This is a genomic window from Aquimarina aggregata (assembly GCF_001632745.1).
Lineage (GTDB): Bacteria > Bacteroidota > Bacteroidia > Flavobacteriales > Flavobacteriaceae > Aquimarina > Aquimarina aggregata.
On the sequence record NZ_LQRT01000035.1, the window covers coordinates 521,978 to 539,443 of the forward strand.

Here is a 17,466-nt window from a genome sequence, read left to right on the forward strand (position 1 = left end):
AGTTTTTGTATTCAGGGTACAACCGTCTAATTAATTCTTCACATCCAACGCATCTCTAAGCGCATTTCCTATTAGCATAAAAGACATTACTAAACTCATAATTCCTAATCCCGGAATGACAGCTAAATAGGCTTTTCCTAAAATAATATAAGAATAATGATCCTTGATCATTGCTCCCCAACTTGCCATGGGTGGTTGTGCTCCTATTCCTAAAAAACTAAGACCGCTCTCTATCAATATCGCAGAAGCAAAATTTGCTGCAGAAATTACGATTACAGGAGCTAAACTATTAGGTAAAATATGTTTTGTAATAATTCTGAAATTTGTAAAACCAAGGGCTTTTGCCGCAGTTACAAATTGCATTTGTTTTACACTCAACACCTGCCCTCTCACAATACGCGCAACTTCTACCCACATAGTCAAACCTACAGCAATGAATACCTGCCAAAAACCTTTTCCTAAAGCCAATGTAATAGCTATAACCAACAATAAAGTTGGTATTGACCATGTCACATTAATTAACCACATTATAGCAGCATCTATTTTCCCTCCATAGTATCCAGCTATTGCTCCTAACGAGACGCCCAGTAATAATGAGATTAGCACAGCTACAAATCCGATAGAAAAAGAAATACGTATCCCTATCAACATCCTGCTCAATAAATCTCTACCATACTTATCGGTACCTAAAATGAATTTTTGGTTTTTAACAAATGCATTTGTAATCTCTTTTGCGCTGAGATCTTGAGGAAAAAGATCTAATGATATTTCTTTTGAAATACCTACAATCTCTCCTTCACTATACGGAATTATTTTTATAGCATTATTAGTTATCGAATATGATTCTATCGGTAGTTCTGTATCTGTATTTTTTTTACCAAAAAACACTTGGCTAAAAAAAGACTGATCATAAGAGTTTTGAGAAGGAACCGTTAGCATCAACACTTCAAAACCAGGAGATTTAGAGTGTATAGATAAGTGCATTTGATTAGCGTTTTGCGAATCATCTGGCGCTAAAACGTATGCAAAAACAGCTACGATTCCGCAAAAAAGAATAAAGTAAAAACTCAAAACGCCCCAAAAATTCTTCTTGAATTTTTGGAGCGCCAATATACTTAAAGAGTTAGATTTTGTTTTAGGCATTAATGCTTAATTCTTCAGTGAAAGCGGATTTTTAGATTTTCTAATGTTATTTATCTTCATATCCTCTAATACACTAATAGCCTCTTCTACATAAACGTCTTTACTAAGGCTTTTATGCCATCTCTTTCTTTTTTCTGCCAAAACAGAATCCTTTTTCATTAATGCTTGCTCATATGGCAAGGACTCAAAAGTAAAGTTTGTTTTGTAGTCATTTATAGCATCAAAACGTTTAGCTTGTTGTTCGTTAAGTTTAATATTTGCTTTATACTTATCGTATTTTAGCGAGTAAACATTAACATCTCTTTTTTGTCTAACCCATTTTGCATTCTCTTCGATCAATTTTAATTGCTCGTTTTTAGCCATTCTGGCATTACTATTATTAATCGTTTGATCAAAATCTATATAACCATCCCAAGGTTTATAATCTGCGGCTGGAATTTTATCCCATGGTAACGGATTTTCTTGGTCTTTCTCTCCTATATCAATATAACTATAACGATCTGGTACTACAACATCACTTTTAACACCTTCTAATTGAGTAGAACCACCATTTACTCTATAAAATTTTTGAGTGGTAAGTTTTAATGCTCCTAAGTCACCAAAATCGTTACTACGCATCCATCTATTAAGATCCATAACATTTTGAACAGTACCCTTACCATAAGTTTGTTTACTACCTATAATAATTGCTCTTTTATAGTCTTGCATAGCTGCTGCCAAAATTTCAGAAGCAGATGCCGATAATTCATTTACTAATATCACTAGTGGCCCATCCCATAAAAGATTACTGTCTTTATCACTTAATACTTCAGGAGATTCTCCTTTGGTTCTCACCTGTACTATCGGTCCTTTTTCGATAAAAAGTCCAGCTATATCCACAACAGTTTGCAATGATCCTCCTCCATTATCTCTTAAATCTATAATCAAGCCGTCCATGTCTTGTTCTTTCAGGCGTACAATTTCTTGTTTAACATCTTTTGCAGCATTTCTTTGATTGTAATCCTGCATATTAAAATAAAACTTCGGAAGATTAACAATTCCAAACGTTTTATCTTCTTTTTTCACCGTAGAAGATTTTGCATAGGTCTCTTCAAGCTCAACGACATCTCTTACGATATCTATAACCTCTATAGTACCATCTACTTTTTTAACGGTAAGACTTACTTTAGTTCCTTTTGGGCCTTTTATCAAGCTTACTGCATCATCAATTCGCATTCCTACAATACTAACTGGCTCTTCTTCATCTTCTTGTTTTACTTTCATGATGAAGTCCCCTACTTCAACATCGTTACCTCTCCATGCAGGGCCTCCAGAAATAATCTCAATAATTTTAATGTTATCATTTTTCTTCTGTAATCTAGCACCTATTCCCTCTAACTTTCCTGACATAGCAATATCAAAACGATCTTTATCCTGTGGCGCAAAATAATATGTATGTGGATCAAATTCTTCAACTATAGAATTAATATAGATTGAAAACCAATCTTTTCGCTCTAAATCATCTGCGAATTCAAAATATTCTTTTAGAGAAGATTTTGTAATATCACGTGCTTCATTTTCTAAAGTGACTGATGTTTTTCTTTTGTAGTCTTTATTTGCTGCCAAAGAATCCATTTGCTCTTCAGCTTTATCAAAATAGCTAGATAATGCATTAAACTTAAGCTGCAATCTCCAACGATTTTCCATTTCCTTTCGAGTATTAACGTAAGGAAGTTTTTCGTACTCTGTGCTTATACTTTCATCTTTTTCAAAATTAAAAGGTCGTTCCAAGATTTCTTTATAAAGTGATCTAGCATCACTCATTCTATCTTGCAAACGATCATACGTTAAATTAAAAAAGTTGATTTCTTTGTTTCTAATTTCGTCATCGATAAGTTCTTCATACTTCTTAAACTCTTCGATATCACTTGCATAAAAATATCGCTTTAAAGGATCTAAAGCATCTATATAATCAGCAAAAACTTCTTTAGAGAAATCATCATTAATATCTTTTGCATCATAATGACCTTTTCCTAAGACATAACTTATTAAATCAATTAATAATTTATCCTTATCAGGTCCACTCTCTACTTTGTTGGTAAAACTACACGAAACAGCCGAAACAATTACGGTAAGCATCAAAATCAAAAAACTCTTTTTCATACGCTCAAAAAAATTTAGGGGTTTACGGCAAAATACATTAAAAATCGTGCCAATAACACGTAATAATACTAAAATTTTCTTAAATGAACTAATAATATTTAGTAGTCTTTTTCAACCCTACATTACGCACAAAAAAAGTGTACTTTTACCATCGTAAAAAAACTAAGGCCATGGCACAAAAAAAACCTTTGATTCTAGTTACTAACGATGATGGTATTACGGCACCAGGAATACGTGCATTAATCAGCGTTATGAACGAAATTGGCGATGTTTTTGTAGTTGCGCCAGATAGTCCCCAGAGTGGCATGGGTCATGCTATCACTGTGAATAATACGATTTATTGTGATCCTATAACTATAGATAAAAATGCCCCACAAAAAGAATTTAGTTGTTCTGGAACTCCTGCTGATTGTGTAAAAATGGCATCTCGCGAAGTCATGCCACGAAAACCTGATCTTTGCGTAAGTGGTATAAACCATGGATCAAATTCTGCAATTAATGTAATTTATTCTGGAACTATGAGTGCCGCAGTTGAAGCAGGAATAGAAGGAATACCCGCAATAGGATTTTCTTTACTTGATTACGGAATGAATGCTGATTTTGAGCCTTCCAAAAAATTTGTGAGAACAATTGTAGAAAATGTCCTCAAAAATGGACTGCCAAAAGGTCTTGTTCTTAATGTAAACATCCCTAGGTTACCAGAAAAAGAAATTAAAGGTGTAAAAATTTGTAGACAAGCGAATGCACATTGGGTCGAAAAGTTTGACAAAAGAATAAATCCAATGGGAAGAGAATATTATTGGCTTTCTGGTACATTTGTAAACGAAGATAAAGGAGAAGACACAGATGAATGGGCATTAAGTCAAGGGTATGTATCTATAGTACCCACTCAATTTGATCTTACAGCTCATCATTTTATACAACAATTAAATAATTGGCCGTTACATGATTAAAAAAGAAATAGGTATTGGTTTACTAAGTGGAATACTTGTAAATAGTTTAGGGTTTATTTTATGCGTATTTATTTTTTCGATATTACGCAATCTAACATTTATGAGTACTATTAATGCAGCAGTAAGCAACGATTCTCTTGGAAGCATTATTGTTTTGGGAGCAATTCCTAATTTGGCTGTTTTCTTTTACTTTTTGAAAAAAGAGAAGATATATAGAGCTCGAGGTGTACTTCTTGCTACACTTATTGCAGCTATTTGTATTGCAATTAGTAAATTTGGATAAACAAAAGAACAAAAAGTACAACTCTAAGATGAAATACTATCTGATCGCAGGAGAAGCGTCTGGTGATTTACATGGCTCTAATCTCATGAAATCTATTCTTAAAGAAGATCCCGAAGCTGAATTTAGGTTTTGGGGTGGAGATTTGATGCAAGCCGTTGGAGGCAATATGGTTAAGCATTACCGCGATCTTGCATTTATGGGGTTTGTAGAAGTTCTTTTTAATTTATTTACCATTTTAAAAAATATAAAGCTTTGTAAGAGTGATATTTTAGAATACAAACCGGATGTAATTGTTTTTATAGATTATCCTGGTTTTAATTTGCGTATTGCCGAATGGGCCAAAGAAAAAGGATTTCGTACACATTATTATATCTCTCCACAGATATGGGCATGGAAAGAAGGTAGAATCAAAACCATTATGAAGTGTATTGACATGATGTATGTAATTCTTCCTTTTGAAAAACCATTTTATGAAGATAAACATGAATTTCCTGTTCAATTTGTAGGCCATCCCTTGATTGATGCAATCGCCGATCATAAACAAATTATGCCCGAAGATTTTAAGGCAAAACACAAACTTGATGATCGCCCAATTATTGCCATATTACCTGGTAGCCGAAAACAGGAAATTCGTAAGATGCTCGAAGTAATGTTAACCGTTGTTGATGATTTCCCGGACTATCAATTCATTATTGCAGGTGCTCCCAGTCAAGACGCTTCTTTTTATACACCTTTTATCAAAAAACAAGGTGTTCACTTAGTGATGAATCAAACGTACGACCTTTTAAGCTTAAGTAATGCTGCTCTAGTAACCTCTGGTACTGCTACTTTAGAAACTGCTTTATTCAAAGTACCCGAAGTAGTTTGTTATAAAGGAAATTATATTTCTTATCAAATTGCAAAACGTATAATACACCTTAAATATATTTCTTTGGTTAATCTCATTATGGACAAACAAGTTGTTACAGAACTAATACAAGGTGAATTTAATACCAAAAGACTAAAAGAAGAGCTTGCTATTATACTTGATGATTATAAAAGGGCAACATTGTTCTTAGAGTATTATGATCTTGAAAAAACGCTAGGAGGTCGAGGTGCTAATGATAAAACAGCGAGGTTTATTGTAGAGTCTATAACATAAAGGATCAAGAAACTCATTATAAAACCACAAATATACCTTAGGCATTATTCTTGCTAGTTCTTAAATATAAAAAAGTGAACAGTTTTAGCTATTTTTGATATGAAAGAAAACGCCCTACAATGAAAAAAATAATTACCTACTTCATAATTGCTTTATTTACTACTGTTACTGTTTCTTGCGGAAGCTCTTCAAAAAGTAAGGCAGTAATTTCAAAAAGCACAAGTACTAAAGCTAAGCAAAAACAAAATCCTGAGAACAAAAAAATAAAAAGTATCGTAAGCTATGCCAAATCATTTGGGGGTACACGATATAAATATGGCGGAACCACTAAAAAGGGAATGGACTGTTCTGGTCTGGTGTATACTTCTTTTAAAAAAGAGAATATAATTCTCCCCAGAACCTCAAGAACAATGGCTACACAAGGTAAACCTATATCCTTAAAAAAAGTCAAAGTTGGAGATCTACTATTTTTCAAAACCAATAAAAGAAAAAATGTAATTTCTCATGTTGGATTAGTTGTTGAAACTAAAGGCGTTATTAAATTTATTCATGCCTCTACTTCTAAAGGAGTTATCATATCGAGTCTTGATGAAAAATACTGGAACAAAGCTTTTACAAGTGTTAGACGAATGCTCTAACACAAATCAATACTTCTACATTAATATTTATCTAACCTTACTATTTATCAGTATTAAAAAATGATACTGAAGATATATACTATTGCATAGCATTCATCGATTTAGAATATTTGCTATGAGGCTAATTAATGTACCTTTTGTTATCATAACATGTGCTACTTTGTTAGGAATTGTAGTAGGACATTATTGTTCTATTACTCTTTCTTCTTCTATTCTTTTGTTCTCTATTTCAATTCTTGTATTAACTGTAGTTTGGTTGCGATCCAAAAAAATCTTTTCTAAAGGGTATTACTTTGGTTTTTTAACTCCTCTAATTTTTATTTTTTTTGGTATCGCGCTGATCAAAATACATGATCCTAAAAACAACAGTAATCACTATACAAATCAAATCGACTCTGGTGTTTTTTTATTGAATAAAGTTGGCGTTAAATTTCATATTGCAGAACGCTTAAAATCTACTACCTATTATGACAAGTATATTGTTTCTTTACATATTTTAAATCAAAAATTTGTTGAAGGAAACTTATTACTTAGACTCCCCAAAGACAACACTAATCGAATTCTAGAAATTGGAGAAACCTATAGTTTTCTCGGAAAAATCACCCCAATAGACAAACCTCTTAATCCTCATCAATTTGATTACAAGCAACATCTTAGTCATCAAAAAATATTTCATCAAGCCACCGCAAGTACAAATCTACTTATTCGTCATAAGGATATACAATGGTCAATATTTCGTATCGCAGATCAAATTAGAAAAGATATAAATCAAAAGCTTAAGAAGTATTCTTTTAATACGCGCCAATTATCGATTATTAACGCGTTGCTACTAGGACAACGACAAGAAATAACTCAAGAAACATTTAATGCTTATCGAGATGCTGGTGCTATTCATATTTTAGCAGTTTCTGGACTACATGTTGGTATACTTTTACTAATTATTAATTGGATAACAAGTCCTCTTAAATTCTCTAGAAATGGAAAACACATAAGCGTTTTATTGTCAATAATTTTACTTTGGTGCTTTGCTATTATTGCAGGATTATCTCCTTCGGTACTTAGAGCTGTTACCATGTTTTCTTTTCTTACTATAGGAATACAAATTCAATCCAAAACAAGCATTTATAATTCATTATGTGTATCTATGTTTGTATTGCTTTGTTTTAATCCTTCATTATTATTCTCGGTTGGATTTCAATTAAGTTATTTGGCTGTTTTCTCTATTGTTTGGATACAACCAATAATGGCTAAAACGTTTCATCCGCGATTTTATATTACCAAAAAACTTTGGGAAACTTTTACAGTTACTTTTGCAGCACAGCTTGGCTTACTACCCATAACATTATTTTATTTTCATCAATTTCCTGGATTATTTTTTATTTCTAATCTCATTATAATTCCTACATTAGGACTAATTCTCGGCTTAGGTATCTTAGTAATTGCATTAGCTTATACCACAATTCCGTCACAAGCCATAATTCTAATATTCAAAATCTCAATAGATACAATGAACAATATTGTTATTTGGGTATCACAACAAAAAAGCTTTCTAATAACCGATATTTCTTTTTCATGGAAAACCTTAATTACATTATCTCTTGTTATTTACACCTCGATCACACTATTCAAGAAATATCAAAGAAGAAAAATATATTGGTTGGTAGTAAGTCTAAACCTGTTTTTTACAGGATTGATTATTGATAAATACATCGTCGATACCAAAGAAGAACTCATTATTTTTCATACGAATCGAAACACTGTTTTTGGGGTTTTAAAAAATCAAAAATTAAACCTGTATCATAAAGATTCTTTATCCTATCAAAACCATAACTTCTTACTTAAAAATTATCTCATTCAAAACAAAGCTAAAATTGATTCTACATATACATTAAAAAACATATATCGTTACAAAAAACATACAATTCAAATTATAGACCGCAGTAACATTTATTCATTAAAGGGACTTCAACCTGACATACTATTACTATCAGGATCTCCTAAGATTCACTTAGAAAGAATCATTAGAGATGTACAACCAAAACAGATTATTGCAGACGGAAGTAATTACAAGAATTATATAGATCAGTGGGAGAAAAGCTGTACTACACTAAATATTAGTTTTTATAGAACGGATAAAAAGGGTGCCTTTTTACTAAAACAATAGTATTACAATGCTACCAAAGAAGTTTTAAAGACTTCTTTAGTGGGTATATTTAATACTTCTTCTATAATTTTATGAAGCTCAGGTATACAATTTTTTGCTAATTTATTTGGGCTGTTAAAAAGCACGCAAATTCCTAAATCTTCATTTGGAAAAAGAGCTATTTCACTTCTATAATTATTCACACCACCACCATGATGTATTACTTTATTGATTCCTTTTGTATTATCATCTTTAAATTCATGTATTCTCCAACCCATACCGTAAAAAGAAGAATTATATCCAGGCCATCTCTGATAATAATTTCTTCGACCTCCAACTTGCACCACAGGGGTAAAAACGTCTTCTATAACTTTTGGCATAAGTACTTCTGGATTATTACCTAACAAGAACTTCATCCATTTACCCATATCTCTAGCACTAGCATTAACACCTCCAGCGGCTACTGCATTATAATACTTTTTATTTATGGGCTTAGATCTCCATCCGTAACGTACTTTCTGGTGAGGTAGAGCAACATTATCAGACTCTTGTAGTGCTTCATAACTAGCTGAAGCGGTTTCCATTTGCAAAGGATTAAAAATTCTTTCCTGGATAATATCTTTTAATAGTTTTCCCGTTTTCCTTTCAATAATTTCGCCACTAAGTGCAAAAACGGCATTTTGATAATTATATATGCTTCCTGGTTTATCTAATGGTAACACCTCATTAAAACGACCTGCAATAGTGCTTAACGACAACCCATCTTCTACTAAATTTGTAAAACTATGATACGGCAATCCCGAAGTATGAGATAATACATTAGAAATGGTAACCTGATCAGTATTTGTTTTGTTTGCTAACTTAAAACCAGGAATATGGTCTACAATTCTATCTTCCCAATTAATCAAACCATCTTCTACATGAATTCCTGCCAAAATACCTGCAAATCCTTTAGAAACTGACCCTATTCTAAATACTGTTTCAGAATTTACTTTATTTTTAAGAGCTATATTGCGATGACCAAAACCACCAGAATATATAATAGAATCACATTTTACAATAGCTACTGAAGCTCCTACGATCTGTTTATTCTTAACCGCTTTATCAAAGTATTTTTTAATAGCATCTGTTAATCTTCTTTTATGAATATCAGGAAAATAAGCTTCCGCAGATTCAGGTTGAGGAAATTGAACTTTTTTTGCATGTTCAATTTTTACGTGCTCTGGTTGTTTTGCTGATATAAAAGAAAAAAGCAATACAACTAGCAACATAGAGGGGGTGACTATGGCTAAGTATTTTTTCATAAGTAAGCTATCAATTAATAATAAAAACTACAATAGTTGTTATTATTATACTAAATCTGACTTGGGCAATTTTAGTTACATACGTCTAACGCGTACATATATAATTAATTGTTCACAAATATAATATTTTATCCTAATCAACAATAAAAAAAATGCATTTTATCGAGATAAAATGCATTTTATCGTTATTTTAATACTATTAAGGTTTATTTTTTGCAGTGTTGCAAATTAGTTTGTAAATGTACCTACAAACGATTTCTCATATTTTTGCCAAGCTCCAGCACTTGTTAACTTTTTATAATCATCATTTTGAATCATCTTTAAGTATATCTCTAATTGTTCTGCTGTCTTGTAACCGACAACAGGTGCAATTAAATTGGCATTCTCATCAAAGAAAACCATACTTGGATATCCTGTGATCTTTAATGCGTTTGCTAAAAAATGTTGACTATTCCTACCTTTTCTATTAGGATTGTAATTAGGGTTAGTATACGTAAAATCATTATAACGAACCTCTTCTGTACCCTCTGCATTAAATTTTACAGCATAGTAATGCTCATTTACAAATTGTACTACATCTTTGTTATGAAATGTTTTTTTATCTAATAATTTACATGGGCCACACCAATTGGTATATACATCCATAAAAATCTTCTTTGGTTCTTTTTTCTGAGCTTCTAATGCCTCATTCATAGACATCCAGTTGATTTCTTGTGCTTGGGTAGATAAACACATTAGAAATACAAACGCAATAAGTAGGTTCTTCATTATTATAGTTTTTTCATTAGTCGAAAACAAAAACTGTTCCTTATCTTAAAAACTTCTCTCATCTTGGGAAACGAGAGAAGTCAAATATTATTTTATTAATGCACACCGTGCATCATTTTCTTCATCTTAGGGGTTATTACTATTAATATTAATCCTACCAAGATAGGAATAATAGTAAAAATTAAAAAGAAAGCAGACATAGAGTACTTATTTACAATTACATCTATATAACTCCCCACAAAACCTGCTAATTTATTACCAATAGCAATCGCTAAATACCATAAGCCAAACATTATACCTATTTTTTTTGCGGGTACTAATTTTGAAACATAGGATAATCCTACTGGAGATAAACATAACTCTCCCATAGTATGTAGTAAATATGCCAAGACCAACCAAACTAAACTAACGGAAGCCGTTTTAGCGCCTTGTGGGATAGATGCTGATCCCCATGCTAGCATTCCAAATCCAATACCTAGCAATATCATCCCTAATGCAAATTTAACTGTTGCGGATGGATTATATTTACTTTCCCACCATTTAGAAAATAATGGTGCTAACGTAATAATAAATAAAGAGTTTAAAATCAAAAACCATGAAGCTGGTATTTCGGCCGTTTCCTGCGGAAGAATTTCAGATAATTTCCAAATGGCAATTCCCCAAACACTAAGAAAACTTATTGCTAATACTATATTGGATAACGTAATCTTTTTAAATGTTTGCGAAAATAATTTTAACAACACCCAGGTTATAATCCCTAAAGGTACAATCGTAATTAAGACATCGACTATTTTAAATATTGAAGCCGCATCCCCGTTTAATAATCGTTGCGTATAGTTATTCGCAAAAATAGTCATCGAACCACTAGCTTGTTCAAAAGCAGCCCAAAAAAACACTACAAAAAAGGCCAGTACTCCTACTACTATATAGCGATCTCTTTGCACATTACTTGATACTTTTTCTACAACGTTCTCTTCTTTATTTTCAATAGCATCGGATAAGTTTACTTTTTTAGATGGTTCTACACCTACTTCTCCAAAAATACTTCTACCAAACCAAAATTGAAACATCCCTAGCATCATAAAAATACCTGCTAGTCCAAATCCCCATGCCCAACTTAAATATTCACCTAAGAAACCACATAATAAAACACCTATAAATCCACCAGAGTTCACTCCCATATAGAAAATAGTAAATGCTCCATCTTTTCTATCCGGATATTGATCGTAAAGTCCACTGACCATAGATGTAACGTTGGGTTTAAACAAACCATTACCTATAATCAATAAACCTACTCCTATATATAATGTAATTTCTGTATCTAATGCCATAGCAGTATGCCCTAGAGTCATTACCAAAGCTCCTAATGCTACTGCTTTTTGATATCCTGTAAATTTATCTGCAATCCAGCCTCCTAATACTGGAGTTACATACACTAAGGAGGTATATGTTCCTAACAGGGCTAATGCTCTTTCGTTAGACCATTCCCAACCACCGTCTGCAAATGTAGCAGTTAAAAATAGCACGAAAATAGCACGCATTCCGTAGTATGAAAAGCGCTCCCACATTTCTGTAAAAAACAATACAAATAGTGCGGGTTTATGTCCTAAAAGACTAAATTCATTTGAAGTTTTTATTTCTGTACTCATCAGAATATCTTAATTATCTGCTAATTCAAAACCTTCAGCTTCTTCATGAACGGTTCCTTCTTTATCCTCTACTCCGTGAGTCAATATTTCTAATTTCTTTCTAAAAATCATTACAAGTAAACCAAACACAACACTAAATACTGCTATACCGGTAAAGATTGTAAACTCTCCTAAATTTTCTGCAGATTCCCCTAATAAACCAGCTAACTTATTTCCAAAACCTGTCATGGCAAAATACACCCCCATCATTAATGCCCCATACTTTACAGGAGCTAATTTGGTAATAAATGACAAAGCAACAGGCGAAATACAAAGTTCTCCAATGGTATGAAATAAGTATGCTAATACCAACCAATACATAGCAGAAGAGCCATTTGAATTAAACTCCATAGATGCTGCTGTCATAAAAAAGAAACCAATACCCATAACAATAAGACCTATTATCATTTTAAATAATGAACTAGAGACCTTACCCTTTAATTTTCTACCAGCCCAATACAATGCAACTGTTGTTCCTAGGAAAATAATAAACATTGAGTTTAAAGACTGAAACCATGAAGCAGGTACTTCCCACCCCATTAGCATTCTATTCGTTTTTTCTCTTGCATAAAGGTTCATTAATCCACCCGCTTGCTCAAAAGCTCCCCAAAAAACGATAACTAATAAGAACGAAATAAGAAGCACTATAACTCTATCTTTCTCTATCTTAGTTAAAGGTTTTTTCATAGCCTCTTTGTCTTCAGTTTTTTCAGAGGTCCCTAAGAAGTTACCTACATTAACAAGATATTTTTGTCCCCAAAGAAATTGAATTAACCCTAGAGCCATTCCAATTCCGGCAAGACCGAAACCATAATGCCAACCATGAACCTCACCTACATATCCTACTATAATACCAGCAAGAAAAGCACCAACATTTATTCCTATATAAAAAATAGTAAACCCTTTATCTCTACGAATATCTCCTTGTTTATATAAACCACCAACCATTGTAGAAATATTTGGCTTTAGCATACCAACTCCTGCAATGATCAAACCAAGACCAGAATACCATGCCCACATTTCTTCGATTGCCAAAATACTATGCCCCGCAACTAGTAGAATACCTCCTACCAAAACGGATTTTTTTTGACCTAAAAACTTATCGGCAATCCATCCTCCAGGAATAGATGCTACATACACTAACATTGTATACCAACCGTAGAGTGCTAAAGCTTCACCAGATGACCATCCTAAACCAGGGTTTTCATCCACAGTTTTGGTTGTAAGATATAATACAAAAAGTGCTCTCATTCCATAGTACGAAAAACGCTCCCACATTTCTGTAAAAAATAGTATGTATAATCCTACCGGATGTCCAAAAAGCTCTTTTTGATGAGCTGGTTTAACTGTATTTGCCATTATGTATGTTTAATTAATTATAAGTTCTCTTTAATGAAATTTGTCATCTTATTATACAAGTGCAATCTTGTATTTCCACCATAAATACCATGATTCTTATCTGGATAAATTGCCCAATCAAAATCTTTATTTGCTTGAACTAAGGCTTCAACCAATTGCATAGTATTTTGCACATGAACATTGTCATCTGCACTACCATGAACCAATAAAAACTTACCTTTTAATCCTTTTACGAAATTAATCGGTGAATTATCATCATAACCTTTAGCATTTTCTTGTGGAGTCATCAAATATCGTTCCGTATAAATGGTATCGTAAAACCTCCAACTAGTTACAGGTGCTACTGCGATTGCCATTTTAAATGTATCTGGGCCCTTAAACAAGCAATTACTAGACATAAATCCACCATAACTCCATCCCCAAATACCTATTCTACTAGCATCAATATAAGGCAAAGCTCCTAGTTGTTTTGCCGCAGCTATTTGATCTTGCACTTCTAAATTTCCTAAATCATTTTGAGTAGCTTTCTTAAATTTTGCTCCCTTTAAACCCGTTCCTCTACCATCTACACACACTACAATATAACCTTGTTGCGCTAACATCATATACCAATAATCATTAGCTCTATGCCATGTATTTGCAACAGACTGAGATCCTGGTCCAGAATATTGATACATAAACAAGGGATATTTTTTCTTTGGATCAAAATCTTTAGGTTTTATGGTCCACATATTTAATGTTTCCCCATTTACTTGTATTGTAGAGAATTCTTTGGGTCTCACATCATAACCTTTTAGGTTATCCAGCAATGCCTTATTATTTTTAATCTCACGCACCACTTCGCCATTTGCGCCATTATTTAATGTAAACTCATAAGGGGTAGTTGCGTTAGAGAAATAACTTATATAAGAACTAAAATCAGCACTAAATTCAGCATCATTGGTTCCTTCTTTTTTACTTAATCGTTTCTTACCTTTTCCATCTAAACCGATTGCATACACATCACGGTTAACACTACCGTTTTCTACACTTTGATAAAATATCTTCTTATTTTTAATATCATAACCATAATATTGGGTTACTTCCCAATTTCCTGTGGTCACCTGATTAATTAATTTACCAGTTGCTGCATAGTGATAGATATGGTTGTAACCATCTTTTTCGCTAGTCCAAATAAAACTATTATCTTCTAAAAAAGTAAGATTATCTGTAATATCTACATAGGCTTCATCCTTTTCATTAAGTACTATTTTTGGAGCCTTTGTTTTAGCATCTACAAAAACTAAATCCAAGTTATTCTGGTGTCTATTCATTACTTGTACACTCAAAACATCTGGATTTGCTGTCCATTTAATTCTTGGGATGTAGAAATCCTTATAATCACCTAATTTAATCTCATCAGAAGTCATGGCAGAGAGGTCTGCAACAAACAAAGAAACTTTTGCATTCTTTTCTCCTGCTTTAGGGTACTTAAACACATCTTGTTTTTGATATAGTTCTTTTCCATAAACATCCATAGAAAATTCTGGGACGTCTCTTTCATCAAATCTTAAAAATGCAATCTTATTGCTATCTGCACTCCAGTCAAAAGCTCTTACAAAAGAGAATTCTTCTTCATAAACCCAGTCTGTAATTCCATTAATAATTTCATTTTTCTTACCATCGTCTGTTAATTGCACTTCTTGTCCAGTAACAAAATTTAACATGAAAAGGTTATTATCTAATACATATGCAATCTTATTGCCATCTGGTGATAATAAAGGAGATTGAATTTTTTTATCACTAACTTTAAAAATACCTTGAGTAGGTACATCATAGATATGAAAAATCCCCCTAGAAGAGCGACGATATATTTGTTCTAATTCACTTGAAAGCAGTATCCTATTTTCATCTTTACTAAAGGTATATCCTTGAAAAGAAGCCAATCCGTCTATAGATGAAGAACTAACTAGTGTTTTCGTCTTCTCACCAGTTTTATAATCGTAAATATTAATATTACTGGCCCCAGAAGCTTTATCCCGTTCTAAAACGGAGTATTGCGTTCCGTTTTTCAAGGAGTGTAATGACTGGAAACCTTCGGTAGAAAAGGCTCCTCCCCATATTTCATTAAGTGTAAAGCTTTTGTTTTGAGCAATGGTTATACTACTTACAAAAAGAGTAATTCCAAAAAACAATTTTGTTATTTTCATACTATACATGTATAAATTGTTACTATCAAGAATACTAAAAAATCCGTGAAAAATACAACAATTGCTGTTAAATACAATAAAATTATTGGGCTAGAAACGATATTTTTTAACATATCGTCAAATAAATCTAAAATGTGCTGTATAATTAAATGATACTGCGATAGTTTAAAAATAACTCTATGATACTTTGATTATGTATATGATAAAACAGAATAGTATATTTGAACGCACTTAATAATTTAAAGTAAAATGACTCCCGTAGTTTCTGGATTTTCTAAACTCTCTAAAGCAGATAAAATAAAATGGATTGCAGAATATCATTTTAATAATGATGTAAACGCAATCGATACACTAACCAAGTATTGGAATTCTAATGAGAAGTTACAGAAATTACACGATGAGTTCACAGAAAATACAATCTCTAATTATTACCTTCCTTTTTCTGTAGCCCCCAATTTTTTGATTAATGGGGAACGATACACCTTACCAATGACCATCGAAGAAAGTTCGGTTGTTGCAGCTGCTAGTAAAGCTGCAAAATTTTGGCAAACTCGTGGAGGTTTTCGTGCAGAAGTTATATCTACGACTAAAGTTGGACAGGTACATTTTACATACGCCGGGAACGTAGAAAAACTAGAACATTTCTTCTCTACTATCAATAAGAAATTAATAAATAGCGTTGCGCATATCACTAAAAATATGGAAAAACGTGGCGGCGGCGTTAAAAAAATTGAACTTAGAAATAAATCTACTGATATTGATAATTACTATCAATTGCATTGCACTTTTGAAACAGCAGATGCTATGGGTGCAAATTTCATTAATTCATGTTTAGAACAATTTGCTAAAACTTTACTATCAGAAGCTCAAAGTTATAGTGAATTTAATGATGATGAAAAAGAGATTGAAATTATCATGAGTATTCTCTCTAATTATGTCCCACAGTGTATAGTAAGAGCCTCTGTTTCTTGTCCCGTTTCTGAATTACCTAATACAAGTAAGCTTTCTTCTCTACACTATGCAAAAAAGTTTATTCGTGCTGTTCGTATTGCCGAGGTTGAACCTTATCGTGCCGTCACACATAATAAAGGAATAATGAATGGAATCGATGCCGTAGTCTTAGCTACTGGAAATGATTTTAGAGCTATTGAAGCTGGAGCACATGCCTATGCTTCTAGAAAAGGTTCATACGCAAGTCTTACCGCCGCTACGATTAAGGATGATGTTTTTACATTTTCTATTGAAATTCCTTTGGCTTTAGGTACTGTTGGAGGTTTGACAAACTTACACCCTTTGGTTAAACTTGCATTGCAACTCCTGGGTAGTCCAAATGCAAAGAAACTAATGGAAATTACTGCGGTTGCAGGTCTTGCTCAAAACTTTGCTGCAATAAATTCCTTAATTACTACAGGAATTCAACAAGGCCATATGAAAATGCACCTAATGAATATCTTAAACCAGTTCGAAGCTACTAAAAGTGAAAAAGAACAGCTTATCGAATATTTTAAGACCAATACAGTTACTCATAGCGATGTTGTTACTCAAATTGAAAGACTAAGAAACTAATGCAACATTTCTCTTTTAGGTATCATCTTAATTTTATTTTCTGACAACACAATTTATAACTGATCTTATACACTTCAAAACAAAACACTTATCCATATATCAATTTATTTTGACACCAAATTTGTGCTCTTATAAAGGATATCTCGAAT

The 17,466-nt window shown here is 32.6% G+C and carries 13 protein-coding genes; 6 read left to right on the plus strand and 7 right to left on the minus strand.

The features are described 5' to 3' along the window. Window positions 1–30 precede the first annotated feature (30 nt). Window positions 31–1,143, minus strand: coding sequence for an ABC transporter permease (locus tag AWE51_RS20595; protein WP_066317593.1), 1,113 nt, complete (start codon window positions 1,141–1,143; stop codon window positions 31–33). 6 nt (window positions 1,144–1,149) lie between these two features. Continuing rightward, window positions 1,150–3,285 (minus strand): carboxy terminal-processing peptidase, encoded by a 2,136-nt coding sequence (locus tag AWE51_RS20600; protein WP_066317595.1) that lies wholly within the window; start codon window positions 3,283–3,285, stop codon window positions 1,150–1,152. A gap of 170 nt (window positions 3,286–3,455) precedes the next feature. Here AWE51_RS20600 and surE point away from each other — a divergent pair, with 170 nt between their 5' ends. From surE to AWE51_RS20625, 5 genes are all read left to right on the plus strand, one after another. Then, on the plus strand, window positions 3,456–4,238 hold the full coding sequence (gene surE, locus AWE51_RS20605) for a 5'/3'-nucleotidase SurE (RefSeq protein WP_066317597.1): 783 nt from the start codon (window positions 3,456–3,458) through the stop codon (window positions 4,236–4,238). Then, window positions 4,231–4,521 carry a hypothetical protein gene (locus AWE51_RS20610; protein ID WP_066317599.1) on the plus strand — a complete coding sequence of 97 codons (291 nt, stop codon included), beginning with the start codon at window positions 4,231–4,233 and terminating at the stop codon, window positions 4,519–4,521. Before surE ends, AWE51_RS20610 begins: the two co-directional genes overlap by 8 nt. A gap of 28 nt (window positions 4,522–4,549) precedes the next feature. Further along, window positions 4,550–5,662 (plus strand): lipid-A-disaccharide synthase, encoded by a 1,113-nt coding sequence (gene lpxB, locus AWE51_RS20615; protein ID WP_066317600.1) that lies wholly within the window; start codon window positions 4,550–4,552, stop codon window positions 5,660–5,662. Window positions 5,663–5,781: 119 nt separating this feature from the next. Further along, a complete protein-coding gene (locus AWE51_RS20620) occupies window positions 5,782–6,300 on the plus strand; it encodes a C40 family peptidase (RefSeq protein ID WP_066317611.1) in 519 nt (172 codons plus the stop codon). A 115-nt stretch (window positions 6,301–6,415) separates the two neighbouring features. Beyond that, the gene (locus AWE51_RS20625) at window positions 6,416–8,464 is read left to right on the plus strand and encodes a ComEC/Rec2 family competence protein (RefSeq protein WP_066317613.1); all 2,049 of its coding nucleotides are present in this window, start codon (window positions 6,416–6,418) and stop codon (window positions 8,462–8,464) included. 2 nt (window positions 8,465–8,466) lie between these two features. Here AWE51_RS20625 and AWE51_RS20630 read toward each other — a convergent pair whose 3' ends face one another. The 5 genes from AWE51_RS20630 to AWE51_RS20650 all read right to left on the minus strand — a co-directional run bounded on the left by AWE51_RS20630 (window position 8,467) and on the right by AWE51_RS20650 (window position 15,751). Continuing rightward, window positions 8,467–9,747 (minus strand): serine hydrolase domain-containing protein, encoded by a 1,281-nt coding sequence (locus tag AWE51_RS20630; protein ID WP_082832533.1) that lies wholly within the window; start codon window positions 9,745–9,747, stop codon window positions 8,467–8,469. A 228-nt stretch (window positions 9,748–9,975) separates the two neighbouring features. Continuing rightward, a complete protein-coding gene (locus AWE51_RS20635; RefSeq protein ID WP_066317616.1) occupies window positions 9,976–10,515 on the minus strand; it encodes a thioredoxin family protein in 540 nt (179 codons plus the stop codon). Between the two features lie 95 nt (window positions 10,516–10,610). Next, window positions 10,611–12,164: a peptide MFS transporter gene (locus AWE51_RS20640; protein WP_066317617.1), complete on the minus strand. Its 1,554-nt coding sequence runs from the start codon at window positions 12,162–12,164 to the stop codon at window positions 10,611–10,613. A 9-nt stretch (window positions 12,165–12,173) separates the two neighbouring features. Further along, window positions 12,174–13,562, minus strand: coding sequence for a peptide MFS transporter (locus AWE51_RS20645; RefSeq protein ID WP_066317619.1), 1,389 nt, complete (start codon window positions 13,560–13,562; stop codon window positions 12,174–12,176). Window positions 13,563–13,579: 17 nt separating this feature from the next. Next, window positions 13,580–15,751 carry a S9 family peptidase gene (locus tag AWE51_RS20650; protein WP_066317825.1) on the minus strand — a complete coding sequence of 724 codons (2,172 nt, stop codon included), beginning with the start codon at window positions 15,749–15,751 and terminating at the stop codon, window positions 13,580–13,582. Window positions 15,752–16,000: 249 nt separating this feature from the next. Here AWE51_RS20650 and AWE51_RS20655 point away from each other — a divergent pair, with 249 nt between their 5' ends. Next, a complete protein-coding gene (locus AWE51_RS20655) occupies window positions 16,001–17,317 on the plus strand; it encodes a hydroxymethylglutaryl-CoA reductase, degradative (protein ID WP_066317621.1) in 1,317 nt (438 codons plus the stop codon). Window positions 17,318–17,466 lie beyond the last annotated feature (149 nt).